The organism is Pseudomonas sp. USHLN015, assembly GCF_037153275.1.
Taxonomy (GTDB): domain Bacteria; phylum Pseudomonadota; class Gammaproteobacteria; order Pseudomonadales; family Pseudomonadaceae; genus Metapseudomonas; species Metapseudomonas tohonis.
In genome coordinates this window covers 318,070-344,039 of sequence record NZ_JBBCKP010000002.1, presented here as the reverse complement: position 1 = coordinate 344,039, position 25,970 = coordinate 318,070, and the positions used below count along the sequence as shown (strand labels likewise).

The following is a 25,970-nucleotide window of genomic DNA, read 5'->3' as shown; positions in this document are numbered from 1 at the left end:
GGTGGGGTCAGTCGCTTTCGCCGGGGTCGGCGGCCAGGCGCCCTGCGTCTTTCATCAAGGCCTTGAGGAATTCCTGCTGCAGCTCGGGGTCGTTGCGGGTCAGCTCGATCAGGCTCTGTTCCAACTCGCTGGCTTCCTCTTCGAGGCCCAGCTCGGACAGGCGCTTGACCCGATGCACCCACTGCGGCACTTCATCGTCTTCCAGGTCCTCGAAGATCAGTGCGTGGGCTTCCTGCAGCTTGCCGCGCAGGGAGCGGCTGACCATCAGGCTGGATTCGGAGCGGGTGCCGTCGAGCGGGTCTTCCACACTGAGCAGCAGCTTGCCGATGCGGCTGGTGTCCTGCTCGGCGAAGGGGCCATCGAGCAGGTTCAGGCGCAAGACGCCGTGGCGGTCGGTGAGCAGCTCGTTGCTCTGCTTGCCGGCGGTCACCAGAACCGGGCGCTCGGCCCAGGGCAGGCTGGAGTATTCGACGCGCTTGTCGCGCTGCTGCTCGTCGATATCGGCCAGGTTCTGTTCGGAGCGGCCATTGGACTCGACGTTCATGAAGGGATTGAGGCCGGCGAAACCGTAGCTGATCCAGTCCTTGGTCGCGGTATCGGGCAGGCTGCCCAGAAGCACCACGTTGAGCACGTTGGCACCGACACCGGCCACCACGGCCACGGCGCCCAGCGGGATCTCGTAGATCTCGCGCCAGGGCTGGTAGGGCGTGTAGCGGTCGTAGCGACGGGTGACTTCGAACTCGGTCACCTCGAAGGTCTTCTGTTCGTTCACACGCACGCGGCGTTGCGGCAGTTCCAGCACACGTGGCTCGCCGACGTCGATCTGCAGCTCATGGCTCAGCAGCTTGCGCTCGACGCGCTCCTCGTGTTCGGCCCGTTGGGGCAGGTGGTTGGCGCAGCCGCTGAGGAAGAGGGCGCCGCCGAGGGCGGCGCCGGTGAGGCGGATGGAACTACGCTTGAACATTTCTTCTCGATCAGCGACGGACGCGTGCTGTGATGTAGGACAGAACCTCGTCGACGGCGACAGCCTGGCTATCGGTCTCGCGGCGGCTCTTGTATTCCAGGTTGCCTTCGGCCAGGCCGCGCTCACTCACCACGATGCGGTGGGGGATGCCGATCAGCTCCATGTCGGCGAATTTCACGCCGGGGCTGGTCTTCTTGTCGCGGTCGTCCAGCAGCACTTCGATGCCGGCGGCGGTGAGGTCGGCATAGAGCTTGTCGGTGGCTTCCTTGACCGCCGGCGTCTCGTACTTGAGCGGCACCAGGGCGACCTGGAAGGGCGCCAGGGCGTCCGGCCAGAGGATGCCGCGCTCGTCGTAGCTCTGCTCGATGGCGGCGGCCACGACGCGGGAAACGCCGATGCCGTAGCAGCCCATGATCAGGGTGACGGGCTTGCCGTTCTCACCGAGCACGCTGAGCTTCATCGCCTCGCTGTACTTGGTGCCGAGCTGGAAGATATGACCCACTTCGATGCCACGCTTGATCACCAGGGTGCCTTTGCCATCAGGGCTGGGGTCACCGGCGACGACGTTGCGCAGGTCGGCGACTTCCGGCAGGGGCAGGTCGCGCTCCCAGTTGACGCCGAAGTAGTGCTTGTCGTCGACGTTGGCGCCGATGGCGAAGTCGCTCATCAGGGCTACGGAACGGTCGACGATGCAGGGCATCGGCAGGTTCAGCGGGCCGAGGGAGCCGGCACCGGCGCCGATGGCGGCACGCAGTTCTTCTTCGCTGGCGAATACCAGGGGGCTGGCGACCAGGGCCTGGTTGGAGGCCTTGATTTCGTTCAGCTCGTGGTCGCCACGGACGATCAGGGCGACCAGCGTGCCTTCCTCGGCGCCGTGGACGACCAGGGTCTTGATGGTTTTCTCGATGGGCAGGCCGAACTTCTCGACCAAGGCTGCGATGGTCTTGGTATCGGGGGTGTCGACCAGGCGCAGTTCCTCGGTGGCGGCGCCACGAGCGGTTTCACGCGGTACGGCTTCGGCCTTCTCGATGTTGGCGGCGTAGTCGGAGCTGTCGCTGAAGACGATGTCGTCCTCGCCCGATTCGGCGAGTACGTGGAATTCATGGGAGCCGCTGCCGCCGATGGAGCCGTTGTCGGCCTGCACGGGGCGGAAGTTCAGGCCCAGGCGGGTGAAGACCTTGCAGTAGGCGCCGTACATCACGTCGTAGGTTTCCTGCAGGGATTCCTGGGTGCTGTGGAAGGAGTAGGCGTCCTTCATGATGAATTCGCGGCCGCGCATCAGGCCGAAGCGCGGACGGATTTCGTCGCGGAACTTGGTCTGTACCTGGTACAGGTTGATCGGCAGCTGCTTGTAGCTGTTCAGCTCGTTGCGCGCGAGGTCGGTGATCACTTCCTCGTGGGTCGGGCCGACGCAGAAGTCGCGGCCGTGACGGTCCTTCAGGCGCAGCAGCTCGGGACCGTACTGTTCCCAACGACCGGATTCCTGCCAGAGCTCGGCGGGCTGGATGGCCGGCATCAGCACCTCGAGGGCGCCGGCGGCGTTCATTTCCTCACGTACGATCGCCTCGGCCTTGCGCAGCGCGCGCAGGCCCATCGGCAGCCAGGTGTAGAGACCGGAGGCCAGCTTGCGGATCATGCCCGCGCGCAGCAGCAGCTGATGACTGATCACCACCGCGTCGGTGGGGGTTTCCTTCAGGGTGGAGAGCAGGTACTGACTGGTACGCATGTTTGGCCGTTTCGTCGGTTGCGATGGGTTTTATTGGCTCGGCATTGTACGGCGCTCGTTGGGGCGCGTACAGGTTGCGGCCCGGTAATCGGAAAGGGGAGGGGCGATGGGCGGTTTGAGTGCTGGGCAGGTGGAGGCATTGATCCGCACGGGGGTGCCGATGGCGGAGGATATCGACTTGCGTATCGAGCGCCTGGACGCGACGGGTGCACTGGCGCGGGTCCCGTTCCAGCCCAAATTGGTGCGCCCGGGCGGCACGCTTTCCGGCCCGACCCTCATGGCGCTGGCCGATGCGGCGATGTACGCGGTGGTGCTGGGTCGCCTCGGTCGGGTGGAGATGGCCGTGACCAGCAACCTCAATATCAACTTCCTGGCCCGGCCACAGCCGCTGGACCTGATGGCGGAGGCTCGGATACTCAGGTTGAGCAGGAGGCAGGCGGTGTGTGAGGTGTCGCTATATTCACAGGGAATGGAGGAAGAGTTGGTAGCCCATGTAACCGGGACTTATGCGTTGCCACTCTGACCGATATGACAAGTTTTTAGTTGGTGATAGCTTTCAACTACGCGTGCGTAGACATATATAAAGAAAGAGCCCGGCATAAGCCGGGCTCTTTGTATCGAAGTAACAGCTGGTCCTGTATTACAGGATGTCCAGCGGGTACTCGGTGATGACGCGGACTTCGTCAATAGCGCTGCTGCCGCTGGAGTAGAAGCCGCCCATGTCGTTGTTGGCGCGCCAGGTGGAGTGACGGATGCGAACCGAGAGGTCCTTGGCCGGACCGTCTTGCACGACGTATTTGGCTTCCAGGTTGCGTTCCCATTCTTTGCCGTCTGAGCCAAAGGCGCCAGCGTAAGCACCGTTCGGGTCTGCCTTGGTGCCGTCTGCATCAGAGCCGGTGATGTAACGAGCCATGAAGCTCAGGCCAGGAACGCCGAGGGTGGCCATGTTCAGGTCATAGCGCAGCTGCCAGGACTTCTCGCCAGGAGCGTTGAAGTCGGAGTACTGCACGGAGTTGGCCAGGAAGATGGAGTCGCCGGAGTTGCCGCCATCCATGCCGATGTAGTCGAACGGCTCGTCGCCATTGACGCGCTGGTGGGCCAGGGTCAGCTTGTGAGCACCGATCGAGTAGGACGCGGCGAGAGAGAACGCGGTGTTCTCGATTTCGCCTGCTTTCGACTGGCCTTCGTCGAGGGTGCGATAGATGTTGAAGTCGAAACCGAGGGCTTGGTCTTCGGCCAGCGGAATGGTGTAGTTCGCGTTGGCGTAATACTGACGGTAGATATCTTCCAGCTCTGCACCGTAGAGGCTGACGGACAGCTGGTCGGAAATAGCGTAGGTGCCGCCAATGTAGTCAGCGCTCTTCGCATCAATCGCACCACCATAAGCAAGGGTGATGTCGCCGTCTTTGTTCGTGGAGAGGCTGCCGTCACGAATAGAGGTGAAGTGACCTGCATCGACGGTCAGGCCTTCGAGCTCGCTGCTGAGAATCTGGAAGCCTTCAGCAGTGCCCGGGAACAGGCGTGCGGTACCAGTGGCGAAGACCGGAGCGGTCGGAATCAGGTTGCCGTATTTCAGTTCGGTATTGGATACGCGAACCTTTACGGCGCCGCCAGCGTACGAGTAATCATCCTGGGCTTTGCCATCGCTGCCGATCGGCATCAGGCCGGTGCCGGAAGTGCCGCCACCGCTGTTGAGTTTGATACCCAGCGCGCCATGAGCATCAACGCCGAAGCCAACGGTACCTTGGGTGTAGCCCGACTGGTAGTTGGCCAGGATGCCGTGGGCCCACTCGTTACGGTAGTTCTGGTTGGTAGCGCTGCCGCCGTTGTTGACGCCGTTGTTACGGAAGTCACGGTAGAAGGCGTAGTTCTTGTTCAGAACGGACAGCTTGCTGTCTTCCACGAAGCCCTTGGACTCGTCCTGGGCGCTGGCGAATGCCAGTTGGGTGGTACCGGCGGTCACGGCCAGGGCCAGTGCGCTCCACTTCATCACTTGCATTGTGATTGCTCCTTTGGTTTTGAAGATTCTCGCCGCTTTCTTATATATGGAAGGCGGTTCTTTCTTTTTGTGTCGGCGCTAACTTATAGCACGACGTCTATGTTGGCGATAGTTCAACTCTATTCCTTACGAAATCTTCACGGCCATGTCGCAAATTCGGTGTGAGCATGTCGCATATTCGTAGTTTTCGCCTTGCAATCCCTTCGTTTCGTATTTTTATGCGGTCTGGCCAGGCACTTAGGGCAACTAAGCCTGCACTTCCGTCCTTCATTGGTTGTGCGCTTCCGATGGCTGTTCGACAGCCTTCTGGCAGCACTCCGAAGGCGGTGCGCATGCACGCGTGAGTGCCTGCTGCGACCTTGTCCGGTCTAAAGCAACAACCGTGCTCAAAGTGGGGTTGTCGACAGGAAAATTTATCGGCATGAGACGGATGGCGTGTTCCTGAGTGGCATCCTCATCCGGCTCGCTCTGCCGTGGTGGCTGGCGAACGGCCGGTTGGGCGGCCTTTTTGTGCTTTCCGGGGGTTGCGGCGTCACGCCGTGTCGGCTAGACCCGTGCTCCGTCGTGGTGCGAGTGTGAAGGTGGGTAACGGTCGGGGTGTGGGTGGGCGATTTTGGTGCGTCACGGTAACCGGTGCGCACTTTCGGAACGCATCGTCTCTGCCTCTATATAAAGGAGGGCGTTGTGATGATTCCGCTGCCCGGATTCCTTGGGTATCCTGCGCGCCGTTTTCCACCTCGTCGTTCAGCTTTGCCTGTCGCCGGGGCGGGACTAAGCTCGGGGCTCACCCCGGTAGAACAGGAGAGGTCGCTATGTTCGCCCTGGATCAGAGACTGCAGCAGGATTGCCTGCCGGTGGGGGATTTCCCCCTGTGCCGCCTGCTGCTGATGAATGACTCGCACTACCCCTGGTTCATCCTCGTGCCCCGTCGCGAGGAGGTCAGCGAGCTGTTCCAGCTCGACGCCGACGATCAGCTTCGCCTCTGGAACGAAACCACGCGCTTGGCGGAGGTGCTCAAGGACAGTTTCGGTGCCGACAAGATGAACGTCGCCACCCTCGGCAACGTCGTGAGCCAGTTGCACATGCATGTCATCGTACGGCGTCGCGAGGATGCCGCCTGGCCGGCTCCGGTCTGGGGCCGCCATCCGGCACAGCCCTATTCGCCGGAGCAGGTCGCTGAGGTGATGGCCAGGCTGCGCCTGGTGCTGACCGGAGATTTTCGCTTCGCGGAGGTCGAGCCATGAGCCTGGAAGCACGTATCAACGAACTGGAGACCCGCCTGGCTTTCCAGGATGACACCATCCAGGCGCTCAACGACGTGCTGGTAGCGCAGCAGCGGGTGGTCGAGCGTTTGCAGCTCCAGCTTGCCGCGCTGGCCAAACGCCAGGAGGAACTGCTCGGTCAATTCGGCGGCGGTGAGGAAGAGGCACCGCCCCCTCATTATTGAAAGCATGAAAAAGCCCGCCATCTGGCGGGCTTTTCTTTACTGCCGGATTCAGCGGCGGCCGGGCAGCGCGGCGATCACATCCTCGGCTTGCAGGCCCTTGTCGCGCTGCATGACGGAGAACTCCACGCGCTGGCCTTCGATCAGCACCCGGTGGCCTTCGCCGCGAATGGCACGGAAGTGCACGAAGATGTCATCGCCGGAGTCGCGGGAGATGAAGCCGAAGCCCTTGGACGTGTTGAACCACTTCACCGTGCCCGTCTCGCGGTTGGACATGTCCTGGGGCAGCGGTGCGGCCTGGGTGACCTTGCGCAGATTGATCGCCAGGTGCAGCAGGACGGCGGCGATGACGGCCAGCAGGCTGAGCAGGATGGCGGGCTGGTCGCCGATGGTAGACAGCGGCGCCAGCAGGATGAGGGTCTGCAGCACGACGGCCAGGACCAGCAGGGCGGAGACGACGCCCTGCAGCTGGTTGTGCAGGCCCTTGGCCCAGGTAGGCACTACAGGTGCGAGTAGCAGGTTGAGCGCACCGAGCAGCGCCAGGTAGATGGCATCGGGTTGTTGCAGGTAGGGCAGGGCATCGGTTCGCAGGCTGGGAATGAAGGACAACAGCAGGGCGGCAGCGCCCGTCAGCAGATGGACGATCTTCAACATGTTCAATGGACTCACCTTGATAACGCTCACGTCGGAAAGACCGTCCAGTAGCGTATCCAGGTGAAGGGAGGGCTGGGCTGGGCGGTCGTTTCCGGGCCTCGGCAACTTGAGGCCGGGAGCACCGGGCCGTATTTAACAGCAAAGAGGAGGGCTACTCAAATCAAGCGGTTAGGGCCGCTTCCGGGGCTTGCGGATGGACCTGGTTGCGGCCATTGCGCTTGGCCTGGTAGAGCGCATCGTCCGCGCGGGTCAGCAGGCTTTCGAGGTTGTCGCCGGGCTCTGCCAGGGCCAGGCCGAAGCTGGCGGTGATGGTGTCGAGGATCTGGTCCGTGCGGCGTACCTTCACCCGCAGGGCCTGGAATTTCTGGCGCAGGGTTTCGGCGAACTGGTGGGCGGTGGCCAGGTCGTGGCAATCCCGCAGTACCACGCAGAACTCCTCACCGCCGTAGCGTGCCGCCATGGCACGGGGTGGCAGGAGTTCGCGCAGCAACTGGCCGACATGCTGCAGCACGCGGTCCCCCAGCGGGTGACCGAAATGGTCGTTGAACTGCTTGAAGTGGTCGATATCCAGCATCACCAGGGCCAGCCCTTCATGGGTGCTGGCCAGGGCCTGCTCCAGCAGTCGGGTGAAGGCGTGGCGGTTGAACACCTGGGTCAGGCTGTCCAGGGTCGCCGCCATCTGCGCTTTCTCCAGCTGATTGCGCAGGTTCTGGATCTCCGACTGGGCGGCACGCAGGCGGTAGAGGAACTGCTCCTGCTGCTCCTGCATCAGCTGGGTGCTCTGTTGCAGTTCGCCGAGGACGCTGGGCAGGTCGTCGATGATCGGATCGTGCAGCGCGGCGAGGCCGAGGGTGAGGCTGTGCTGATAGGCGGTGCTGCCCACCACGCTGCGGCTCACGCCGGACTCGATGTCGTCGACCAGTTCGATGACCTGTTGCTGCCCGGCGCGGGCGGCGTCGAGCTCTCCGCGGATGATGTAGTCGCGGAACAGCTTGATGGCCGAGTCGGGCGGGAAGCTGTCGAAGTCCTTGACGATCTTGTCCAGGCGCCGGTTGAGGTCGGGCTCCAGGCCTTTGCTGTAGGTGTACCAGAGCGCGTAGTGGACGGGATTCGGCGGAATGTCGTGGCGCACCATGAGGGGGACCGCCTGCTTGAGCAACTCGGCTGCCTCGCGGGTTTCTTCGGGGAATAGCTCGATGAGCAGGGGAGGTTTCGGCGGCTGACTCATTCGCGTCACTGTGTCGGGAGCGGATTGCCAGAGCATAGTTCAGGCCGGCTTTTGCGCATAGCGAAAGGCCCGGAGAACCGGGCCTTTGCACGCGTCCGTCAGGGTCAGCTGGCGAGCAGGCTGCGCAGCATCCAGGCGGTCTTCTCATGGACCTGCATGCGCTGGGTGAGCAGGTCGGCAGTCGGCTCGTCGCTGACCTTGTCCAGCAGCGGGAAGATGCCGCGAGCGGTGCGCACGACGGCCTCCTGGCCCTGGACCAGCTGGCGGATCATGTCGTCCGAAGACGGTACGCCTTCCTCTTCCTTGATCGACGACAGGCGCGCGTAGGCGGCATAGGTGCCGGGTGCCGGGAAGCCCAGTGCACGGATGCGCTCGGCGATGGAGTCCACGGCCAGCGCCAGTTCGGTGTACTGCCCTTCGAACATCAGGTGCAGGGTGTTGAACATCGGCCCGGTGACGTTCCAATGGAAGTTGTGGGTCTTGAGGTAGAGGGTGTAGGTGTCCGCCAGCAGGCGGGACAGGCCCTCGGCGATCGCGGCGCGATCCTGTTCGGCGATTCCGATATTGATTTCCATGCCTTTACTCCTCTCAGTGGCCGGGGCCTGGCTGGGGCCCGTGATGCGGCAGAGCCTAGCATAGAGCGCCCCAGGGTCGATCCTGGCGTGTGTCAATCGTTGCGATGCTTTGAGGCTATCGATCGCCGGGAGGTTCAACGGCGGCCGAGCAGTCTTGCCAGGGCGCGTGGATAGCCGGCCGGTAGCAGCCGCTGGATGCGGTCGAGCAGGCGCGCGTCGGCCCCGATGAGAATGCGCGGGCGCTGCCGGCGGATGCCTTCGATGATCACCCGGGCCGCTTCCTCGGGCGTCGTGCGGGCCACCTTGTCGAACTGCGCGGCGGCGCGGGCGGCATCCTGGCGCCCATCCGGGCCCTGGTAGAAGCGCGCGGCCCTGGCGATGTTGGTGCGGATGCCGCCGGGGTGCACGCAGCTGGCGCGTACGCCGGTGTGCGCCAGTTCCTGACGCAGGGCTTCGGTGAAGCCGCGCACGGCGAACTTGCTGGCGTTGTAGGCACCCTGGGTGGGCAGGCTGATGATGCCGAAGATGCTGGAGACGTTGACGATCTGCCCTTCGTTGTTCTTCAGCAGGTGGGGCAGGAAGGCCTTGGTGCCATGCACCACGCCCCAGAAGTTGATGCCCATGATCCATTCGAAGTCGTCGTAACGCAGTTCCGCGACGGTCTGCGAGAGGGCGACGCCTGCATTGTTGATCACCAGTTGCACGCTGCCGTGCGCCGCGAGCACCTCGTCGGCGAAGGCATAGACCGCTGCGCGCTCGGCCACGTCCAGGAGGTGGGTGGTGATCTTGAGGTCGTGGCGATCGAGTTCCCGGGCGACTTCGGCGAGATTTTCCCGATCAAGATCCGCCAGCGCCAGGTGGCAACCCTCGGCAGCCAACTGATGGGCCAGTGCCCGGCCGATGCCCGATCCCGCCCCCGTCACCACCGCGACCTTCCCTGCTAGCGCCTGCATCTGGACTCCTCGATTCATTCTGCCCCGCCGCGAGTGGTCGGGCTGCGTGGGCAGCTTAGTCAGGCGCCGTGGGGGCGACAACCGAGTCAAAGGTGGGCGAGGGTGGGGTCTTCCTGCAGGCAGAGATTGAAGATGTCGACCCAGTAGGCGCTGAACTGGCTGCCGCCCAGGCCGTTGATTTCGAGTATGGCGCGCAGCAGCGGGCGCTTGCTCAGGGTCTGGTGGGCCCGTTCGTGGGTGCGGGCGTCGAAGGTGTCGACGATGTTCAGGATCAGTGCGCCGGGGCTGATCTCCGTTTCGCGCAGGCCCTTGGGGTAGCCACTGCCGTCGGCGTGCTCCTGGTGCTGCAGGATGATCTCGGCGGCGTCCTCCCATTGCGGCATGCGCTTGAGCAGTTCCGCCCCCATGCGCGGGTGGGATTGCATGCGCCGGCGCTCGTCATGGTTCAGGGGTTCCTGCTTGTGCAGCAGTTCCAGCGGCAGCAGCGCCATGCCCAGGTCGTGCAGGCACACGGCGGCGGCCAGCTGGCGGGGCGATACGGGGCGCCCGGCGCGCTCGTTCATCGCCAGGGCGAGTTCCAGTTGGCGCTGGCCACGGCCCAGCCAGAAGCGCGAGCGGTTCTCCGCCGCGGCCATGAGTTCGACGAAGAAGCGCAGGTCGGGCTCGTCTTCCAGGTCGTGGCGAGCCAAGGGACCGTCGCTCTTCGCCTCGGGTTCCGGGGGCAGCAGGCGGGTGCTTGGGTCCAGCCGGTGCAGCAGGGCGCTGCGCAGTTCCGCCTGGCGTTGGGCGGGGGCGCTGGCCAGGGTCCTGAGGGCCTTGCTCAGCGGGCGTACATCCTCCTGCTCCTGGGTGTCGCCGCTCAGCGCCTGCTCGATCTGCGCGCGCAGGCGGTCCTGCAGCAGCAGGAGGATGTCGCCCAGCAGGCTGTCGAAGGCCAGGCTGCCCTCGCGCAGCCTGGCGAGCACATCCTCCAGGGCCTGCGGCAGGATGTTCAGGCGGTCCAGGCCGACGTAGCCGAGGTTGCCCTTGAGCGTGTGCACCAGGCGGAACAGTTCGCGCAGGCGTTCGTCGTCATCGGGGTGACGTTCCAGCTCGATCAGCAGGTGCTCGCAGCGGGAGAACTGTTCGCGGGTTTCCTGGCGGAAGTCATCCAGCAGGTCTGCGGTGATGTCGACGGGGCGCGGCGTGGCCATGGGCGTCCTCCACGGGCTTGGGCTCTTGAGTATAGAAAGGCTTCCGGCGGGCGGCTGCGCGGTATCGATTAACCATATATAATCCGCCCCTTTGCCACCGGTCCCCGGCCTGCGGCAGTGTGGTCCCGATGCCCGGCGGCGATTCACCGCCCGCCCGCGGTCATCGACGGCACGCACACTGGCGGCCCGACGAATTCAAGACTCAAGAGAAGCGAAACACGACCATGATGCGCAGCCACTATTGCGGCCAACTGAACGAGAGCCTGGACGGCCAGGAAATCACCCTTTGCGGCTGGGTCCACCGTCGCCGTGACCACGGCGGGGTCATCTTCCTCGACATCCGTGATCGTGAAGGCCTGGCCCAGGTCGTGTTCGACCCGGATCGCGCCGAGACCTTCGCCAAGGCCGACCGCGTGCGCAGCGAATACGTCGTCAAGGTCACCGGCAAGGTGCGTCCGCGCCCGGCTGGCGCCGTCAACGCCAACATGGCATCCGGCGCCATCGAAGTGCTGGGCTACGAGCTCGAGGTCCTCAACCAGGCCGAGACTCCGCCCTTCCCACTGGACGAATACTCCGACGTCGGCGAAGAGACCCGCCTGCGTTATCGCTTCATCGACCTGCGTCGCCCGGAGATGGCCGCCAAGCTGAAGCTGCGTGCGCGCATCACCAGCAGCATCCGCCGCTACCTAGACGAGAACGGCTTCCTCGATGTCGAGACCCCGATCCTCGGTCGTCCGACTCCGGAAGGTGCGCGTGATTACCTGGTGCCGAGCCGTACCTACCCGGGCAACTTCTTCGCCCTGCCGCAATCGCCCCAGTTGTTCAAGCAACTGCTGATGGTTGCCGGCTTCGATCGCTACTACCAGATCGCCAAGTGCTTCCGCGACGAAGACCTGCGTGCCGACCGCCAGCCGGAATTCACCCAGATCGACATCGAGACCAGCTTCCTCGACGAGAGCGACATCATCGCCATCACCGAGAAGATGGTGCGCCAGCTGTTCAAGGAAGTCCTCGACGTCGAGTTCGACGAGTTCCCGCACATGCCCTTCGAGGAAGCCATGCGCCGCTACGGTTCGGACAAGCCCGACCTGCGCATCCCGCTGGAACTGGTCGATGTCGCCGATCAACTGAAAGACGTCGAGTTCAAGGTCTTCTCCGGTCCTGCCAACGATCCGAAGGGCCGTGTCGCCGCACTGCGCGTGCCGGGCGGCGCGAGCATGCCGCGCAAGCAGATCGACGACTACACCAAGTTCGTCGGCATCTATGGCGCCAAGGGCCTGGCCTACATCAAGGTCAACGAGCGCGCCAAGGGCGTGGACGGCCTGCAGTCGCCGATCGTCAAGAACATCGCCGAGCCCAACCTGAACGTGATCCTCGACCGAGTCGGTGCGGTCGATGGCGACATCGTGTTCTTCGGCGCCGACAAGGCCAAGGTCGTCTGCGACGCCCTGGGTGCGCTGCGCATCAAGGTCGGCCATGACCTCAACCTGCTCACCAAGGAGTGGGCGCCGATGTGGGTCGTGGACTTCCCGATGTTCGAAGAGAACGACGACGGCAGCCTGACCTCGCTGCACCACCCGTTCACCGCGCCCAAGTGCACCCCGGAGGAGCTGGAGGCCAACCCGGCCGGCAAGCTGTCCCGGGCCTACGACATGGTGCTCAACGGCACCGAGCTGGGCGGCGGCTCCATCCGTATCCACGACAAGTCCATGCAGCAGGCGGTGTTCCGCGTACTGGGCATCGACGATGCCGAGCAGGAAGAGAAGTTCGGCTTCCTCCTCGACGCGCTGAAGTACGGCGCCCCGCCGCACGGCGGCCTGGCCTTCGGCCTCGATCGCCTGGTCATGCTGATGACCGGCGCCGCCTCGATCCGCGAAGTGATCGCCTTCCCGAAAACCCAGAGCGCCGGTGACGTCATGACCCAGGCGCCGGGCACCGTGGATGGCAAGGCACTGCGCGAGCTGCACATCCGCCTGCGCGAACAGCCCAAGGCCGAGTAAATCGTTCCACCCCGACGGCGGCGCCCGATGCGCCGCCGCCACCAGAAAGCACGGAGTCAGTTATGGCGGGTCATTCCAAATGGGCCAACATCAAGCACCGCAAGGAGCGTCAGGACGCCAAGCGCGGCAAGATCTTCACCAAGCTCATCCGTGAGCTGACCGTCGCGGCCAAGCACGGCGGCGGCAACCCGGCGGACAACCCGCGTCTGCGCCTGGCCGTGGACAAGGCGCTCACCGCCAACATGACCCGCGACACCATCGATCGCGCGATCGCCCGCGGCGCCGGTTCCAACGAAGCCGACAACATGGTCGAGCTGAGCTACGAGGGTTACGCGCCGAGCGGCGTGGCGATCATCGTCGAAGCCATGACCGACAACCGCAACCGCACCGCCGCCGAAGTGCGCCACGCATTCAGCAAGTGCGGCGGCAACCTCGGCACCGATGGTTCGGTGGCCTACATGTTCGACCGCAAGGGCCAGATCAGCTACGCCCCTGGCGTGAACGAAGACGCCCTGATGGAAGCGGCCCTGGAAGCGGGCGCCGACGACGTGGTCGCAGCGGACGACGGTTCGGTGGAGGTCTACACCTCGTTCGCCGACTTCCTCAGTGTCAACGAAGCGCTCACCGCCGCCGGTTTCAAGGGCGACGAGGCCGAAGTGGCGATGATCCCCTCGATCACCGCGCCGATCACCGACCTGGAAACCGCGCAGAAGGTGATGAAGCTCATCGACATGCTCGAGGACCTGGACGACGTGCAGAACGTCTACAGCAACGTGGACATCCCCGACGATGTGATGGCCCAGCTGGGCTGACACGAAAAAGCCGGAGCGGACGCTTCGGCTTTTTTACTTGGGCACCTGATATAGAGCTGCAATGACCCTCATCCTCGGTATCGACCCTGGTTCGCGCATCACCGGTTACGGCGTGGTCCGCGACACCGGGCGCGGTTGTGAATACGTCGCGTCCGGCTGCATCCGCACCGGCAGTGGCGAGTTGCAGGAGCGCCTGCTGATCGTCTTCCGTGGCGTGCGCGAGGTCATCCAGACCTACGGGCCGGTGACCATGGGCATCGAGAAGGTCTTCATGGCGCGCAACGCCGACTCCGCGCTCAAACTGGGCCAGGCCCGTGGCGCCGCCATCGTCGCCGCGAGCGAGGAGGGGCTGGAGGTGGCCGAGTACAGCGCCAGCCAGGTCAAGCAGGCCATCGCCGGCACCGGTGGCGCCGACAAGCAGCAGGTGCAGATGATGGTCATGCACCTGCTCAAGCTGGTGCAGAAGCCCCAGATCGACGCCTCGGATGCCCTGGCCATCGCCCTGTGCCATGCGCATCACCGGCAGAGCCTGATCCCGCACGGCCTCGCCACCGCCAAGCGCCGCGGCGGACGGCTCCGTTTGTAACCCCATATAAGGACGCACTTCGTGATTGGACGTTTGCGTGGCACCCTGGCGGAAAAACAGCCGCCGCACCTGATTCTCGATGTCAATGGCGTCGGCTACGAGCTGGAAGTGCCCATGACCACCCTCTACCGCCTGCCCTCGACCGGCGAGCCCGTGACCCTGCACACCCACCTGGTGGTGCGCGAGGACGCGCACCTGCTCTACGGCTTCTTCGAGAAGCGCGAGCGCGAACTGTTCCGTGAGCTGATCCGTCTCAATGGCGTCGGCCCCAAGCTGGCCCTGGCGCTGATGTCCGGGCTGGAAGTGGACGAGCTGGTGCGTTGCGTGCAGGCCCAGGACACCTCGACCCTGGTGAAGATCCCGGGTGTCGGCAAGAAGACCGCCGAGCGCCTGCTGGTGGAGCTGAAGGACCGCTTCAAGGCCTGGGAAACCATGCCGAGCATTTCCACCCTGGTGGTCGAACCGCTCAACGCCAAGGTTTCCAGCGCCGAGAGTGATGCGCTGAGCGCCTTGATATCCCTGGGCTTCAAGCCCCAGGAAGCCAGCCGTGCCGTTGCCGCCATCAAGGAAGAAGGGCTGTCCAGCGAAGAACTGATCCGCCGCGCCCTGAAAGGAATGGTGTAACACCGCATGATCGAAGCAGACCGCCTGATAACCGCCAGCAGCCGCGACCGCGACGAGCAGCTGGACCGCGCCATCCGCCCGCTGAGCCTTGCCGACTACGTGGGCCAGCCCACCGTGCGCGAGCAGATGGAGCTGTTCATCCAGGCGGCCCGCGGGCGCAACGAGGCTCTCGACCACACGCTGATCTTCGGCCCGCCGGGCCTCGGCAAGACCACCCTGGCCAACATCATCGCCCAGGAAATGGGGGTATCGATCAAGAGCACGTCCGGCCCGGTGCTGGAGCGCCCCGGTGACCTGGCTGCGCTCTTGACCAACCTGGAGTCCGGCGACGTGCTTTTCGTCGACGAAATCCACCGTTTGTCGCCCATCGTCGAAGAGGTGCTGTACCCGGCGATGGAGGACTTCCAGCTCGACATCATGATCGGCGAAGGCCCTGCGGCTCGTTCGATCAAGCTCGACCTGCCGCCCTTCACCCTAGTCGGCGCCACTACGCGCGCCGGCATGCTGACCAACCCGCTGCGCGACCGTTTCGGCATCGTCCAGCGCCTGGAGTTCTACAGCACCCAGGACCTGACCAGCATCGTCACCCGTTCCGCCGGCATCCTGGGGCTGCACATCGAGCCCGAGGGAGCCTTCGAAATCGCCCGTCGTGCCCGTGGCACCCCGCGCATCGCCAACCGCCTGCTGCGCCGCGTGCGCGATTTCGCGGAAGTGCGTGGCAAGGGCCAGATCACGCGGGTGATCGCCGACCAGGCGCTGAACCTGCTGGATGTCGACGAGCGTGGCTTCGACCACCAGGACAGGCGTCTGCTGCTGGCGATGATCGACAAGTTCGACGGTGGCCCGGTGGGCATCGACAACCTGGCCGCTGCGATCAGCGAGGAGCGCCACACCATCGAGGATGTGCTGGAGCCCTACCTGATCCAGCAGGGCTACATCATGCGCACCCCCCGTGGGCGCGTGGTCACCCGTCACGCCTACCTGCACTTCGGCTTGAACCTGCCCAAGCGCATGGCCGAGTCACCCACCGACGATTTGTTCGGGGTGGGGGACGAATAGGGGAAATCGCTGTCGAACCGAGCGGCGGGCGCTGGGGGTGAAAAAACAGTGCCCGGCCTGATTGGCAACCTTTGGAGTAAGCACTAGAGTATGCGCGCGCAAAATGGGGCCCAGCCTTTCGTGCATCGGAGCCGCGTCTATTACGAAGACACCGATGCCGGTGGCATCGTCTATTACGTCAACTACCTCAAGTTCATGGAGCGGGCTCGCACCGAGTGCCTGCGAAGCCTGGGTTTTGCCCAGTCCGAGCTGGTGGGGGAGAACCTGCTCTTCGTCGTGCATTCGGCCGAGGCGCGTTACCACGCACCCGCGAGGCTCGACGACGAGCTGACCATCAGCGCCGAAGTGATCGAATTGAACCGTGCCAGCCTGCGCTTTCGTCAACAGGTGAGGCGGGCTACGGATGATGCGCTGCTCTGTGAAGGGCAGTTCCTGGTGGCCTGTGTGCGCGCCGACAGTTTGAAACCCCGGGCGATCCCCGAAGCGCTGCGTTCAGCCTTCGCCGCCGTACCGGGCCAACCCCCTGCAGGAGACTAAGCGTGGAAGCCAACGTCGTCGACCATACCTCCATGTGGAGCCTGATCAGCAACGCCAGCATCGTGGTGCAACTGGTCATGCTCACTCTGGTGGCCGCTTCGGTCACCTCGTGGATCATGATTTTCCAGCGCAGCAACCTGCTGCGCGCGGCGAAGAAGTCCCTCGAGACCTTCGAGGAGCGCTTCTGGTCGGGCATCGATCTGTCCAAGCTGTATCGCCAGGCCGGCAGCAACCCCGACCCGGATTCCGGCGTCGAGCAGATCTTCCGCGCCGGCTTCAAGGAGTTCTCCCGCCTGCGCCAGCAGCCCGGCGTCGATCCGGATGCGGTGATGGAAGGCGTGGCTCGTGCCATGCGCGTCGCCATTTCCCGTGAGGAGGAAAAGCTCGAGCAGAGCCTGCCGTTCCTCGCCACCGTCGGTTCCACCAGCCCCTACATCGGCCTGTTCGGTACCGTCTGGGGGATCATGAACTCCTTCCGTGGTCTGGCCCAGGTGCAGCAGGCCACTCTGGCTACCGTGGCCCCCGGCATCGCCGAAGCGCTGATCGCCACTGCCATCGGCCTGTTCGCGGCGATCCCGGCGGTCATTGCGTACAACCGTTTCGCAGCTCGTGGTGAGACCCTGATCAGTCGCTACTACACCTTCGCCGACGAGTTCCAGGCCATCCTGCACCGCAAAGTGCACACCAGCGACGAATAAGACGCAGGTTCAATAGAGGACAGGTTTCACGCCATGGCCAGAATTCGCCAAAAACGCAAGCCGGTCGCCGAGATGAACGTGGTGCCCTACATCGATGTGATGCTGGTGCTGCTGGTCATCTTCATGGTGACTGCGCCCATGCTCAACCAGGGCGTCAAGGTCGACCTGCCGAAGGTGTCCAGCGAGGCGCTGCCGCAGGACAACGACTCCCGCGTCCTGACCATCTCGATCAAGGCCGACAAGAGCTACTACTGGAACATGGGCGAGGAAGTGGACCCGGACCAGGGCAAGGCCAGCGAGACGTCCAGCACGCTGCCGCAACTGGTGCAAGCGGTCACCGCGATCATGAGCCAGAACACCAGCCAGGGTAAGAAGGTCCAGGTCTTCGTCCGGGGTGACAAGGCCGTCGACTACGGCTCCGTGATGGCCGTCATGGGCGGCCTGCAACAGGCCGGCGTGGGTAATGTCGGGCTGATCACCGAGGCGCCCTGATGCAGCAGCAGAGCGAACGCTCCCCATCGGAAAGCTATTTCTGGCCCGCGGTCTGGGCCATAGGCCTGCACGTGCTGATCTTTGGCACGCTGTTCGTCAGCTTCGCCTTCACCCCTGAACTGCCGCCAGCGCGCCCGATCGTGCAGGCGACGCTCTATCAGCTGAAATCGCAGAGCCAGGCGACCACCCAGACCAACCAGAAGATCGCCGGCGAAGCCAAGAAGGCCGCCGCTCCGCAGTACGAAACCGAACAGATGGAGCAGAAGAAGGCCGAGCAGCAGAAGCTGGAGCAGCAGAAGGTCGCTGCGGCCAAGGCGGCGGAACAAAAGAAAGCCGAGGAAGCTCGAAAAGCGGAAGAGGCAGCCGAAGCGAAGAAGGCGGATGACGCCAAGAAGGCCGAGGAAGCCAAGAAGCAACAGGCCGACATCGCCAAGAAGAAGGCGGAAGAGGAAGCCAAGAAAAAGGCTGCCGACGAGGCCAAGAAGAAAGCCGCTGAAGAGGCGAAGAAGAAAGCTGCAGCCGAGGCCGCGAAGAAGAAGGCTGCCGAGGATGCGAAGAAGAAGGCCGCCGCCGAAGCCGCGAAGAAAAAGGCAGCGGAGGAGGCCAAGCGCAAATCGACCGAGGACAAGAAGGCCGCCGCTCTCGCTGACCTGCTGTCCGACACCGTCGAGCGTGAGCAGACCCTGGCCGACGAGGTGGGCGACCAGGTTGCCGGCAGCCTGGACGACCTGATCATCAAGCTGATCAGCGAGAACTGGCAGAAGCCGTTGTCGACCCGCCCGGGCATGAGCGTCGAGTTGCTGATTCAGATGCTGCCCGACGGCACCATCACCAACGCCAGCGTCACTCGTTCAAGTGGCGATGGGCCCTTCGACAGCTCTGCGGTGGCCGCGGTGCGCAGCGTAGGGCGCATCCCTGAAATGCAACAATTGGATCGCGCTACCTTTGACAGGATGTACAGGCAGCGTCGCGTCGTCTTCAAACCGGAGGATTTAGGTCTGTGAACACTCTGATTCGTATCGTCCTGCTCGGCCTGACCATGCTGGTCGGTGCCGTGCAGGCCGCTGATCCGCTCCTGATTACGGGTGGTCGGGACAGCGCAACTCCCATCGCGGTGGTGCCCTTCGGCTGGCAGGGCGGCAACGTCCTGCCCGAGGACATGTCCGACATCATCGGCAATGACCTGCGCAACTCCGGCTTCTTCGAGCCCATCCCGCGGCAGAACATGATCAGCCTGCCGACCCAGGCGAGCGAAGTGATCTACCGCGACTGGAAGGCCCTGGGCGCCCAGTACGTCCTGGTGGGCAGCATCGCCCCGGCCGGTGGTCGCCTGCAGGTGCAGTTCGCCCTGTTCAACGTCGCCACCGAGCAGCAGGTGTTCGCCGGCAGCGTCAGCGGCTCCACCGACCAGCTGCGCGACATGGCGCACTACGTGGCCGACCAGTCCTTCGAGAAGCTCACCGGCGTGAAGGGTGCGTTCTCCACCCGCATGCTGTACGTGACCGCCGAGCGTTTCTCGGTGAACAACACGCGCTATACCCTGCAGCGCTCGGACTACGACGGCCAGCGCGCCGTGACCCTGCTGCAGTCCCGTGAGCCGATCCTCTCGCCGCGCTACGCACCGGACGGCCGCCGCATCGCCTATGTCTCCTTCGAGCAGAAGCGCCCGCGCATCTTCATCCAGCACATCGACACCGGTCGCCGTGAGCAGATCACCAACTTCGAGGGCCTGAACGGCGCGCCGGCCTGGTCGCCCGAAGGCAATCGCCTTGCGTTCGTGCTGTCCAAGGACGGCAACCCGGAGATCTACGTGATGGACCTGGGCAGCCGCCAGCTGCGCCGCGTCACCAACCACATGGCGATCGACACCGAACCTTTCTGGGGCGCAGATGGCCAGACCATCTATTTCACCTCGGATCGTGCCGGCAAGCCGCAGATCTACAAGACCAACATCAACGGCGGCGAGCCGCAGCGCGTGACCTTCGTCGGCAACTACAACGCCAACCCGAAGCTCTCGGCTGACGAGAAGACCCTGGTGATGATCCATCGCCAGGATGGCTTCACCAACTTCAAGGTGGCGGCCCTGGACCTGGTCCGTGGCGGTGCTCCGCGCATCCTTTCCGGCACCACTCTGGATGACTCGCCCACTGTTGCGCCAAACGGCACCATGCTAATCTACGCCACCCGCCAGCAGGGCCGGGGAGTGCTGATGCTCGTGTCCACAAACGGGCGCGTGCGACTCCCGATTCCAACCGTTCAAGGCGATATCCGCGAACCGTCCTGGTCGCCGTACCTGAACTGACGCGGTATCCACTTTTGTTTTGCTAAACACACTGGGGCTCATTAGGAGTTACATGATGGAAATGATCAAATTCGGTAAGTTCGCTGCTCTGGCTCTGGCCATGGCTGTTGCAGTTGGTTGCTCCTCCAAGGGCGGCGACGATTCCGGTCAGGGCGCTGTAGACCCGAACGCTGGCTACAACAGCGGCAACAGCGGTGTTGACGGCAGCCTGAGCGAAGAAGCCGCTCTGCGCGCCATCACCACCTTCTACTTCGAGTACGACAGCTCCGACCTGAAGCCGGAAGCCATGCGCGCTCTGGACGTACACGCCAAGGACCTGAAAGGCAACGGCGCTCGCGTCGTTCTGGAAGGCCACACCGACGAGCGCGGCACCCGCGAGTACAACATGGCTCTGGGCGAGCGTCGTGCCAAGGCCGTTCAGCGCTACCTGGTTCTGCAGGGCGTTTCCCCGGCTCAGCTGGAACTGGTTTCCTACGGCGAAGAGCGTCCGGTTGCCACTGGCAACGACGAGCAGTCCTGGGCTCAGAACCGTCGCGTCGAACTGCGTAAGTAATTCGATATGCGTAAGTGCCGTCGTGCTTTGACTGTATTGGCCCTCAGCAGCCTGCCCCTGGCTGCCTTTGCTGAGGTTCCCGTGGTGGACGGAAACGATGCCGGTTACGGCAACAGTTACCCGCCCGCTGGTTATGGCACGACTGGCGCCTATGCCGGATCCGGGGCTTCGGCCCCGGTGTCCGCGCAAGGCGAGCTGTTCATGCAACTGCAGCAGATGCAGGAAGAGACCGCCCGCCTGCGTGGGATGGTGGAAGAACAGCAGAACCAGATCGAGCAGCTCAAGCGCGAGTCGCTGGAGCGCTATCAGGATCTGGACAGCCGCTTGAATGCGGGCGCAGCGGGCGCACCAGCCGCACAACAGAATTCCCCTGCCGATGGCGCGATCAACGCCGCCGGCACTCCCTCGGCACCGGCCCAGCAGCCGGCCGCCAGCACCGAACCGGGCGATCCGGCGAAGGAAAAGCTCTACTACGACGCTGCCTTCGACCTGATCAAGGCCAAGGACTTCGACAAGGCCAGCCAGGCTTTCGGCGCATTCCTGCGCAAGTACCCCAGCAGCCAGTACGCCGGCAACGCGCAATACTGGCTGGGCGAAGTCAATCTCGCCAAGGGTGATCTGCAGGGCGCCGGCCAGGCTTTCGCCAAGGTCAGCCAGGTCTATCCGCAGCACGCCAAGGTGCCGGATTCCCTCTACAAGCTCGCTGACGTCGAGCAGCGCCTGGGCAATACCGACAAGGCCAAGGGCATCCTCAAGCAGGTCGTCGCACAGTACCCGGGCAGCTCCGCCGCCCAGCTGGCGCAGCGGGATCTCCAGCGCCTGCCCTGATCCACGCCTCCGAGCATCGAGAAACCCGCGCCTGTCGCGGGTTTTTTCGTTAGAATCGCCGCCCTCTGACTCTTCTTCCAGCAACGGAGGCGGATGGCCTGTTTAGCCGTTACGCCCGTGGCCCCTATGCAACAGACCCTGCGACTGACCGAGATCTTCTACTCGCTGCAGGGGGAGACGCGTACCGCCGGCTTGCCGACGGTATTCGTGCGCCTGACCGGCTGTCCCCTGCGCTGCCAGTATTGCGACACCGCCTATGCCTTCAATGGCGGCCAGCTCCACACCTTGGATGACATCCTCGCCCAGGTGGCTGCCTACAAGCCCCGCTACGTCTGTGTGACGGGCGGCGAGCCGCTGGCGCAGCCCAACTGCATCCCGCTTCTGCAACGGCTCTGCGACGCCGGCTACGAGGTGTCGCTGGAAACCAGCGGCGCCCTGGACATCTCGGCCGTGGATACGCGCGTCAGCCGTGTCGTCGACCTGAAGACGCCAGGCTCCGCCGAGCTTGCCCGCAATCGCTACGAGAACATCGCCCAGCTGACCCGCAACGACCAGGTGAAGTTCGTCATCTGCTCCCGCGAGGATTACGACTGGGCCGTCTCCAAGCTGATCGAGTACCGGTTGGAGCAACGCGCGGGCGAGGTGCTGTTCTCGCCCAGCCACCAGCAGGTGAGCGCGCGGAACCTCGCCGACTGGATAGTGGCCGACAACCTGCCGGTACGGCTGCAGCTGCAATTGCACAAGATTCTCTGGAACGACGAGCCGGGACACTGATATGAGCGACAAGAAAGCGGTAATCCTCCTCTCCGGCGGCCTGGACTCTGCCACGGTCGTGGCCATGGCGCGTGCCGAAGGCTATGCCTGCTACACCATGAGCTTCGACTACGGCCAGCGTCATCGTGCCGAGCTGCAGGCGGCCGAGCGCGTAGCCAGGCAACTGGGCGTGGTGGAGCACAAGGTCATAGGTCTCGACCTGAACGGCATCGGCGGCTCGGCCCTGACCGACAGCAGCATCGCCGTGCCGGAGGCGCCTACCGAAGGCATCCCGGTCACCTACGTGCCGGCGCGCAACACCGTATTCCTGTCCCTCGCCCTGGGCTGGGCGGAAGTGCTCGGTGCGCGGGATATCTTCATCGGCGTCAACGCGGTGGATTACTCCGGCTACCCGGATTGCCGCCCCGAGTTCGTCGAGGCCTTCGAGCGCATGGCCAACCTGGCGACCAAGGCTGGCGTGGAGGGTGATGGCTTCCGCATGCAGGCGCCATTGCAGAACCTCAGCAAGGCGCAGATCGTCCAGGCGGGCGTCAGGCTCGGGGTCGACTACGCTTTGACGGTGTCCTGCTACCAGGCCGATGACGAGGGCCGCGCCTGCCGCAAATGCGACAGCTGCCGGCTGCGTGCGGATGGCTTCGCGGCCGCTGGCGTGCAGGATCCTACGAGATATTTCTGATTTTTTTTACGGTGGGGTGTTGAATTCCTGAATAAAATCAGTATTATGCGCTCCGCGTCGGGTCGTTAGCTCAGTCGGTAGAGCAGTTGGCTTTTAACCAATTGGTCGTAGGTTCGAATCCTACACGACCCACCATACAAGGCTCCGCGAGGAGCAACGGAAGCGGGAAGATCGAAAGGTCTTCCCGCTTTTCGTTTGCCCGCAGGAAAGTCGAGCGCGGTGACCGCGGAGGGTGCAGCCCCTCCCGCTGCCATGCCCAATGGCGTTAATCTGCGTTATCATCCGCGCCCCGATCCGCGTGGCCCCTGGCCCGGCGGGCGGTGACCCAACAGGCTTTCGCGCAACGCGCTCGCAGGTCCAGCAGACATGTCCCATCTCTCCGAACGTTTTCTCGTCCAGGCCCATCTCGCCGCGAAGCAGCCCCGGCAACTGACTGCCGATGAAGAGGCGCAGCTCCGGGCGCAGATCGCAGCCGAACTGAAGGCGCAGAACGCCGTTCTGGTGGCCCACTACTATTGCGATCCGGTGATCCAGGCCCTGGCCGAGGAGACCGGCGGTTGCGTGTCCGACTCCCTGGAGATGGCCCGCTTCGGCAACCAGCACGAGGCGCAGACGGTCCTGGTGGCCGGTGTACGCTTCATGGGCGAGACCGCGAAGATCCTCAACCCCGAGAAGCGCGTGCTGATGCCGACCCTGGAAGCGACCTGCTCCCTGGACCTGGGCTGCCCGGTGGATGAGTTCTCGGCATTCTGCGACCAGCACCCGGAGCGTACCGTCGTCGTCTATGCCAATACCTCCGCGGCGGTGAAGGCAAGGGCCGACTGGGTGGTGACCTCCAGCTGCGCGCTGGAAATCGTCGAGAGCCTGATGGACAACGGCGAGAAGATCATCTGGGCGCCGGACCAGCACCTGGGACGCTACATCCAGCGCGAGACCGGTGCCGACATGCTGCTCTGGGACGGTGCCTGCATCGTTCACGAGGAGTTCAAGGCCAAGCAGCTCGAAGACATGAAGGCGCTCTATCCGGAGGCAGCCATCCTGGTCCATCCGGAATCGCCCGAGGCGGTCATCGAGCTCGCCGATGCGGTGGGCTCCACCAGCCAATTGATCAAGGCTGCGCAGACGCTGCCGAACAAAATGTTCATCGTCGCTACCGATCGCGGCATCTTCTACAAGATGCAGCAGCTGTGCCCGGACAAGCAGTTCATCGAGGCGCCCACCGCCGGCAATGGGGCGGCCTGCCGCAGCTGCGCGCACTGCCCCTGGATGGCCATGAACACCCTGGAACGCACCCTGCAGTGCCTGCGTGAGGGCAGCAACGAGATATTCGTCGATGCAGCGCTGGTGCCGCGCGCGGTCAAGCCGCTCAAGCGCATGCTCGACTTCACCCAGGCCGCGCGGTTGAAGCTCGCCGGCAACGCCTGATCGGCACGCAAAAAAAGCCCGGACATGTCCGGGCTTTTTCATGGGCGGCTTGCGTCACCGCATCATCTTCTTGATGGTCTTCTGCTGCTCGATCATTTCCTGCTGGCGTGCATCGATGCGCGAGGCGAGCGGGAAGTTGTTGGTCGCGCGGCGCTTGGCGAAATCCAGCTGCTCGATGGCCTGGTCGTAGTCGCCGACCAGGGCGAAGAACTCCGCGCGCGCCTGGTGCAGGCCGATGGTGTTGCCGGCGAGGCCACGCACCTCGGCCACCTGGTACCAGACGTCCGGATCGTTCGGGCGGCTCTTGATCAGGCCGTCGAGGATCTTCTCCGCTTCCTGGGGCTTGTTCAGCTTGAGCATCAGGTCGCTGCGCGCCTGCTTGAGCGGGTAGTTGTTGGGGTACAGGCCGAGCAGCCGGTCGACGCGTTGCTGGGCGTCCTGCAGGCGGTTGGCGGTGATGTCCAGGTCGACCTGGGCCAGGTTGTAGACGATCTCGTTGGGGGCCTTGGCCAGCAGCTGCGCAAGGGCTTCGCGTGCTTCGTTGAGCTGCCCGTTCTTGATCTGCGCGATGGCCAGGCCATAGCGGGCGGCATCCAGCTTGGGATCGGCATCGAGCTGGGCGCGGAAGCGCTTGGCCGAGATCCCCGGGGTCTCCTCGAACATCAGCTGCACACGGGCGCGCATCAACTGGTAGCGCAGGCTGTTCTCGACGCCGCCCGGCGGCAGCTGTTCGGCGCGGTTGCGGGTGTCGGCGATACGCGACTCGGTGACCGGGTGGGTGAGGAGGAATTCCGGCGGCTTGGAGTCGTAGCGGTACTGGCGCATCAAGCGCTCGAACATGTTCGGCATGGCCCGGGGGTCGTAGCCGGCCTTCTCCAGGTTGAGCAGGCCGATGCGGTCAGCTTCCTGTTCGTTCTGCCGGGAGAAGCGACGTTGCTCCTGGATCGCCGCGGCCTGGGTCGACATGATCGCCGCCATGCCCGCGTCACCGGCGCCGGCCGCCGCCGCGACGATGCCGGCGAGCATCGCCGCCATCACCGGGATCTGCATGCGTTGCTGGGCTTCGATGCCGCGCGCGAAGTGGCGCTGCGAAAGGTGCGCCAGTTCGTGGGCCAGCACCGAGGCGTATTCGGCTTCGTTGGGGGCATAGAGGAACAGGCCGCCGTTGACCCCGACTATCCCGCCCGGGGCGGCGAAGGCGTTGAGCTGAGGGCTCTTGAGCAGCACGAATTCCAGGCGGCGGTCCTGCAGCTGGCTGGTCTCGGCCAGGCGGTAGACGCTGGTCTCGACGTAGTCCTTGAGCTGCGGGTCCGAGAGTTGCTCCACCTGGCCGCGCAACAGGCTCAGCCAGGCGCGGCCCAGCTGGTGTTCCTGCTCCGGAGAGACGATGGCCGAACTGGAGTCGCCGAGGGACGGCAGGTCATCGGCCATCACGGGCGATGCGAGGAGGCAGGCAAGCGTCAGCAGAGTGGGGCGCAGCGGATTCATGCACAGGGCTCTTGTCGGCAAAGCGCTAACTGTAGCCTCCTGCCCGGTCGGCTGGCCAGGGTTGTGCGGGCTTCTGTATCCTAGGCGCCCTCCTGGAGAACACTCATGACTGACGCCGCCGGCCGTCCCGATACCTTCGACGCCGAGCTGGATGCCAGCGGGCTGAACTGCCCGTTGCCGCTGCTCAAGGCCAAGCTGGAACTCAACCGTCTGCCCAGCGGCGCGGTACTCAAGGTCACTGCCACCGATGCCGGTTCGCAACGCGATTTCCGTGCCTTCGCCCGCCTCGCCGGCCACGTGCTGCTGCACGAGGAAGAGCAGGGCGGCACCTATCGCTACTGGCTGCGCAAGGCCTGAACCTCCCTGCTTACGCTTACCAA

28 protein-coding genes, 1 tRNA gene and 1 pseudogene are annotated in these 25,970 nt (G+C 64.2%); 20 read left to right on the top strand and 10 right to left on the bottom strand.

What is annotated here, in order from left to right; translation table 11 throughout:
* Positions 1–7: 7 nt before the first annotated feature.
* Together WFQ67_RS04715 and WFQ67_RS04710 are read right to left on the bottom strand one after the other, a co-directional pair.
* On the bottom strand, positions 8–964 hold the full coding sequence (locus tag WFQ67_RS04715; protein WP_111263856.1) for a hypothetical protein: 957 nt from the start codon (positions 962–964) through the stop codon (positions 8–10).
* 10 nt (positions 965–974) lie between these two features.
* Positions 975–2,690, bottom strand: coding sequence for a proline--tRNA ligase (locus WFQ67_RS04710; protein ID WP_213625856.1), 1,716 nt, complete (start codon positions 2,688–2,690; stop codon positions 975–977).
* 115 nt (positions 2,691–2,805) lie between these two features.
* On the opposite strand from WFQ67_RS04710, the gene WFQ67_RS04705 reads away from it, so the two are divergent.
* Positions 2,806–3,213, top strand: coding sequence for a PaaI family thioesterase (locus tag WFQ67_RS04705; RefSeq protein WP_213630655.1), 408 nt, complete (start codon positions 2,806–2,808; stop codon positions 3,211–3,213).
* A 117-nt stretch (positions 3,214–3,330) separates the two neighbouring features.
* Here WFQ67_RS04705 and WFQ67_RS04700 read toward each other — a convergent pair whose 3' ends face one another.
* The gene (locus WFQ67_RS04700) at positions 3,331–4,689 is read right to left on the bottom strand and encodes an OprD family porin (RefSeq protein ID WP_337056269.1); all 1,359 of its coding nucleotides are present in this window, start codon (positions 4,687–4,689) and stop codon (positions 3,331–3,333) included.
* Positions 4,690–5,501: 812 nt separating this feature from the next.
* Between WFQ67_RS04700 and WFQ67_RS04695 the strand changes: the two genes are divergently transcribed.
* Both WFQ67_RS04695 and WFQ67_RS04690 read left to right on the top strand, forming a co-directional pair.
* A complete protein-coding gene (locus WFQ67_RS04695; protein WP_173171874.1) occupies positions 5,502–5,933 on the top strand; it encodes an HIT family protein in 432 nt (143 codons plus the stop codon).
* Positions 5,930–6,136 (top strand): SlyX family protein, encoded by a 207-nt coding sequence (locus tag WFQ67_RS04690; protein ID WP_111263851.1) that lies wholly within the window; start codon positions 5,930–5,932, stop codon positions 6,134–6,136. The genes WFQ67_RS04695 and WFQ67_RS04690 overlap by 4 nt, the downstream gene beginning before the upstream one ends.
* Before the next feature lie 48 nt (positions 6,137–6,184).
* Here WFQ67_RS04690 and WFQ67_RS04685 read toward each other — a convergent pair whose 3' ends face one another.
* The 6 genes and pseudogenes from WFQ67_RS04685 to WFQ67_RS04660 form a co-directional block, all read right to left on the bottom strand.
* Positions 6,185–6,409, bottom strand: a complete 225-nt coding sequence (locus WFQ67_RS04685) for a cold shock domain-containing protein (protein WP_164488216.1) — start codon at positions 6,407–6,409, stop codon at positions 6,185–6,187.
* 54 nt (positions 6,410–6,463) lie between these two features.
* Positions 6,464–6,787: pseudogene (locus WFQ67_RS04680) on the bottom strand (cold shock domain-containing protein membrane protein); the annotation flags it as partial.
* Positions 6,788–6,947: 160 nt separating this feature from the next.
* The gene (locus tag WFQ67_RS04675) at positions 6,948–8,015 is read right to left on the bottom strand and encodes a GGDEF domain-containing protein (RefSeq protein WP_173171878.1); all 1,068 of its coding nucleotides are present in this window, start codon (positions 8,013–8,015) and stop codon (positions 6,948–6,950) included.
* A 104-nt stretch (positions 8,016–8,119) separates the two neighbouring features.
* Positions 8,120–8,590 carry a Dps family protein gene (locus WFQ67_RS04670; RefSeq protein WP_111263849.1) on the bottom strand — a complete coding sequence of 157 codons (471 nt, stop codon included), beginning with the start codon at positions 8,588–8,590 and terminating at the stop codon, positions 8,120–8,122.
* Between the two features lie 134 nt (positions 8,591–8,724).
* On the bottom strand, positions 8,725–9,543 hold the full coding sequence (locus WFQ67_RS04665) for an SDR family NAD(P)-dependent oxidoreductase (protein WP_337056268.1): 819 nt from the start codon (positions 9,541–9,543) through the stop codon (positions 8,725–8,727).
* 86 nt (positions 9,544–9,629) lie between these two features.
* Positions 9,630–10,736 carry an HD domain-containing phosphohydrolase gene (locus WFQ67_RS04660; RefSeq protein WP_337056267.1) on the bottom strand — a complete coding sequence of 369 codons (1,107 nt, stop codon included), beginning with the start codon at positions 10,734–10,736 and terminating at the stop codon, positions 9,630–9,632.
* 224 nt (positions 10,737–10,960) lie between these two features.
* Here WFQ67_RS04660 and aspS point away from each other — a divergent pair, with 224 nt between their 5' ends.
* The 16 genes from aspS (at position 10,961) to nadA (ending at position 24,102) form a co-directional block, all read left to right on the top strand.
* On the top strand, positions 10,961–12,736 hold the full coding sequence (gene aspS, locus WFQ67_RS04655) for an aspartate--tRNA ligase (protein WP_173171884.1): 1,776 nt from the start codon (positions 10,961–10,963) through the stop codon (positions 12,734–12,736).
* A 62-nt stretch (positions 12,737–12,798) separates the two neighbouring features.
* Positions 12,799–13,548, top strand: a complete 750-nt coding sequence (locus tag WFQ67_RS04650; RefSeq protein WP_111263845.1) for a YebC/PmpR family DNA-binding transcriptional regulator — start codon at positions 12,799–12,801, stop codon at positions 13,546–13,548.
* A 61-nt stretch (positions 13,549–13,609) separates the two neighbouring features.
* Positions 13,610–14,134, top strand: a complete 525-nt coding sequence (gene ruvC, locus WFQ67_RS04645) for a crossover junction endodeoxyribonuclease RuvC (RefSeq protein ID WP_111263844.1) — start codon at positions 13,610–13,612, stop codon at positions 14,132–14,134.
* Positions 14,135–14,155: 21 nt separating this feature from the next.
* The gene (ruvA, locus tag WFQ67_RS04640) at positions 14,156–14,758 is read left to right on the top strand and encodes a Holliday junction branch migration protein RuvA (RefSeq protein ID WP_111263843.1); all 603 of its coding nucleotides are present in this window, start codon (positions 14,156–14,158) and stop codon (positions 14,756–14,758) included.
* A 6-nt stretch (positions 14,759–14,764) separates the two neighbouring features.
* On the top strand, positions 14,765–15,817 hold the full coding sequence (gene ruvB / locus WFQ67_RS04635) for a Holliday junction branch migration DNA helicase RuvB (RefSeq protein ID WP_213625850.1): 1,053 nt from the start codon (positions 14,765–14,767) through the stop codon (positions 15,815–15,817).
* A 90-nt stretch (positions 15,818–15,907) separates the two neighbouring features.
* On the top strand, positions 15,908–16,354 hold the full coding sequence (ybgC, locus tag WFQ67_RS04630) for a tol-pal system-associated acyl-CoA thioesterase (protein ID WP_111263841.1): 447 nt from the start codon (positions 15,908–15,910) through the stop codon (positions 16,352–16,354).
* Between the two features lie 2 nt (positions 16,355–16,356).
* A complete protein-coding gene (gene tolQ / locus WFQ67_RS04625) occupies positions 16,357–17,052 on the top strand; it encodes a protein TolQ (RefSeq protein ID WP_111263840.1) in 696 nt (231 codons plus the stop codon).
* 33 nt (positions 17,053–17,085) lie between these two features.
* Positions 17,086–17,544 (top strand): protein TolR, encoded by a 459-nt coding sequence (gene tolR / locus WFQ67_RS04620; RefSeq protein WP_111263839.1) that lies wholly within the window; start codon positions 17,086–17,088, stop codon positions 17,542–17,544.
* On the top strand, positions 17,544–18,548 hold the full coding sequence (tolA, locus tag WFQ67_RS04615) for a cell envelope integrity protein TolA (RefSeq protein ID WP_213625849.1): 1,005 nt from the start codon (positions 17,544–17,546) through the stop codon (positions 18,546–18,548). Before tolR ends, tolA begins: the two co-directional genes overlap by 1 nt.
* Positions 18,545–19,846, top strand: coding sequence for a Tol-Pal system beta propeller repeat protein TolB (gene tolB, locus WFQ67_RS04610; protein ID WP_213625848.1), 1,302 nt, complete (start codon positions 18,545–18,547; stop codon positions 19,844–19,846). Before tolA ends, tolB begins: the two co-directional genes overlap by 4 nt.
* 55 nt (positions 19,847–19,901) lie before the next feature.
* Positions 19,902–20,399, top strand: coding sequence for a peptidoglycan-associated lipoprotein Pal (gene pal, locus WFQ67_RS04605; protein ID WP_111263836.1), 498 nt, complete (start codon positions 19,902–19,904; stop codon positions 20,397–20,399).
* Between the two features lie 6 nt (positions 20,400–20,405).
* Entirely contained in the window at positions 20,406–21,227 is an 822-nt protein-coding gene (gene ybgF / locus WFQ67_RS04600) for a tol-pal system protein YbgF (protein WP_173171897.1), read from the top strand.
* Positions 21,228–21,353: 126 nt separating this feature from the next.
* The gene (queE, locus tag WFQ67_RS04595; RefSeq protein ID WP_213625847.1) at positions 21,354–22,001 is read left to right on the top strand and encodes a 7-carboxy-7-deazaguanine synthase QueE; all 648 of its coding nucleotides are present in this window, start codon (positions 21,354–21,356) and stop codon (positions 21,999–22,001) included.
* Between the two features lies 1 nt (position 22,002).
* Complete coding sequence (queC, locus tag WFQ67_RS04590) at positions 22,003–22,677, top strand: 7-cyano-7-deazaguanine synthase QueC (protein WP_173171901.1); 675 nt, start codon at positions 22,003–22,005, stop codon at positions 22,675–22,677.
* A 59-nt stretch (positions 22,678–22,736) separates the two neighbouring features.
* Positions 22,737–22,812, top strand: a tRNA-Lys gene (locus WFQ67_RS04585).
* Positions 22,813–23,043: 231 nt separating this feature from the next.
* A complete protein-coding gene (nadA, locus tag WFQ67_RS04580) occupies positions 23,044–24,102 on the top strand; it encodes a quinolinate synthase NadA (RefSeq protein ID WP_111263832.1) in 1,059 nt (352 codons plus the stop codon).
* A 54-nt stretch (positions 24,103–24,156) separates the two neighbouring features.
* Here the strand turns inward: nadA and WFQ67_RS04575 are convergent, their stop codons facing one another.
* A complete protein-coding gene (locus tag WFQ67_RS04575) occupies positions 24,157–25,590 on the bottom strand; it encodes a M48 family metalloprotease (protein ID WP_173171905.1) in 1,434 nt (477 codons plus the stop codon).
* Between the two features lie 105 nt (positions 25,591–25,695).
* Between WFQ67_RS04575 and WFQ67_RS04570 the strand changes: the two genes are divergently transcribed.
* Positions 25,696–25,947, top strand: a complete 252-nt coding sequence (locus WFQ67_RS04570; protein WP_213625845.1) for a sulfurtransferase TusA family protein — start codon at positions 25,696–25,698, stop codon at positions 25,945–25,947.
* Positions 25,948–25,970 lie beyond the last annotated feature (23 nt).

Coding starts and splice junctions, on each gene's coding strand:
- aspS (WP_173171884.1), top strand. CDS start 10,961: ATGATGCGCAGCCACTATTGCGGCCAACTGAACGAGAGCCTGGACGGC.
- WFQ67_RS04690 (WP_111263851.1), top strand. CDS start 5,930: ATGAGCCTGGAAGCACGTATCAACGAACTGGAGACCCGCCTGGCTTTC.
- tolR (WP_111263839.1), top strand. CDS start 17,086: ATGGCCAGAATTCGCCAAAAACGCAAGCCGGTCGCCGAGATGAACGTG.
- ybgF (WP_173171897.1), top strand. CDS start 20,406: ATGCGTAAGTGCCGTCGTGCTTTGACTGTATTGGCCCTCAGCAGCCTG.
- WFQ67_RS04710 (WP_213625856.1), bottom strand. CDS start 2,690: ATGCGTACCAGTCAGTACCTGCTCTCCACCCTGAAGGAAACCCCCACC.
- WFQ67_RS04715 (WP_111263856.1), bottom strand. CDS start 964: ATGTTCAAGCGTAGTTCCATCCGCCTCACCGGCGCCGCCCTCGGCGGC.
- ruvB (WP_213625850.1), top strand. CDS start 14,765: ATGATCGAAGCAGACCGCCTGATAACCGCCAGCAGCCGCGACCGCGAC.
- pal (WP_111263836.1), top strand. CDS start 19,902: ATGGAAATGATCAAATTCGGTAAGTTCGCTGCTCTGGCTCTGGCCATG.
- WFQ67_RS04695 (WP_173171874.1), top strand. CDS start 5,502: ATGTTCGCCCTGGATCAGAGACTGCAGCAGGATTGCCTGCCGGTGGGG.
- tolA (WP_213625849.1), top strand. CDS start 17,544: ATGCAGCAGCAGAGCGAACGCTCCCCATCGGAAAGCTATTTCTGGCCC.
- WFQ67_RS04675 (WP_173171878.1), bottom strand. CDS start 8,015: ATGAGTCAGCCGCCGAAACCTCCCCTGCTCATCGAGCTATTCCCCGAA.
- queC (WP_173171901.1), top strand. CDS start 22,003: ATGAGCGACAAGAAAGCGGTAATCCTCCTCTCCGGCGGCCTGGACTCT.
- WFQ67_RS04575 (WP_173171905.1), bottom strand. CDS start 25,590: ATGAATCCGCTGCGCCCCACTCTGCTGACGCTTGCCTGCCTCCTCGCA.
- WFQ67_RS04660 (WP_337056267.1), bottom strand. CDS start 10,736: ATGGCCACGCCGCGCCCCGTCGACATCACCGCAGACCTGCTGGATGAC.
- WFQ67_RS04700 (WP_337056269.1), bottom strand. CDS start 4,689: ATGCAAGTGATGAAGTGGAGCGCACTGGCCCTGGCCGTGACCGCCGGT.
- WFQ67_RS04650 (WP_111263845.1), top strand. CDS start 12,799: ATGGCGGGTCATTCCAAATGGGCCAACATCAAGCACCGCAAGGAGCGT.
- ruvC (WP_111263844.1), top strand. CDS start 13,610: ATGACCCTCATCCTCGGTATCGACCCTGGTTCGCGCATCACCGGTTAC.
- WFQ67_RS04665 (WP_337056268.1), bottom strand. CDS start 9,543: ATGCAGGCGCTAGCAGGGAAGGTCGCGGTGGTGACGGGGGCGGGATCG.
- queE (WP_213625847.1), top strand. CDS start 21,354: ATGCAACAGACCCTGCGACTGACCGAGATCTTCTACTCGCTGCAGGGG.
- WFQ67_RS04570 (WP_213625845.1), top strand. CDS start 25,696: ATGACTGACGCCGCCGGCCGTCCCGATACCTTCGACGCCGAGCTGGAT.
- nadA (WP_111263832.1), top strand. CDS start 23,044: ATGTCCCATCTCTCCGAACGTTTTCTCGTCCAGGCCCATCTCGCCGCG.
- WFQ67_RS04685 (WP_164488216.1), bottom strand. CDS start 6,409: ATGTCCAACCGCGAGACGGGCACGGTGAAGTGGTTCAACACGTCCAAG.
- WFQ67_RS04670 (WP_111263849.1), bottom strand. CDS start 8,590: ATGGAAATCAATATCGGAATCGCCGAACAGGATCGCGCCGCGATCGCC.
- ybgC (WP_111263841.1), top strand. CDS start 15,908: ATGCGCGCGCAAAATGGGGCCCAGCCTTTCGTGCATCGGAGCCGCGTC.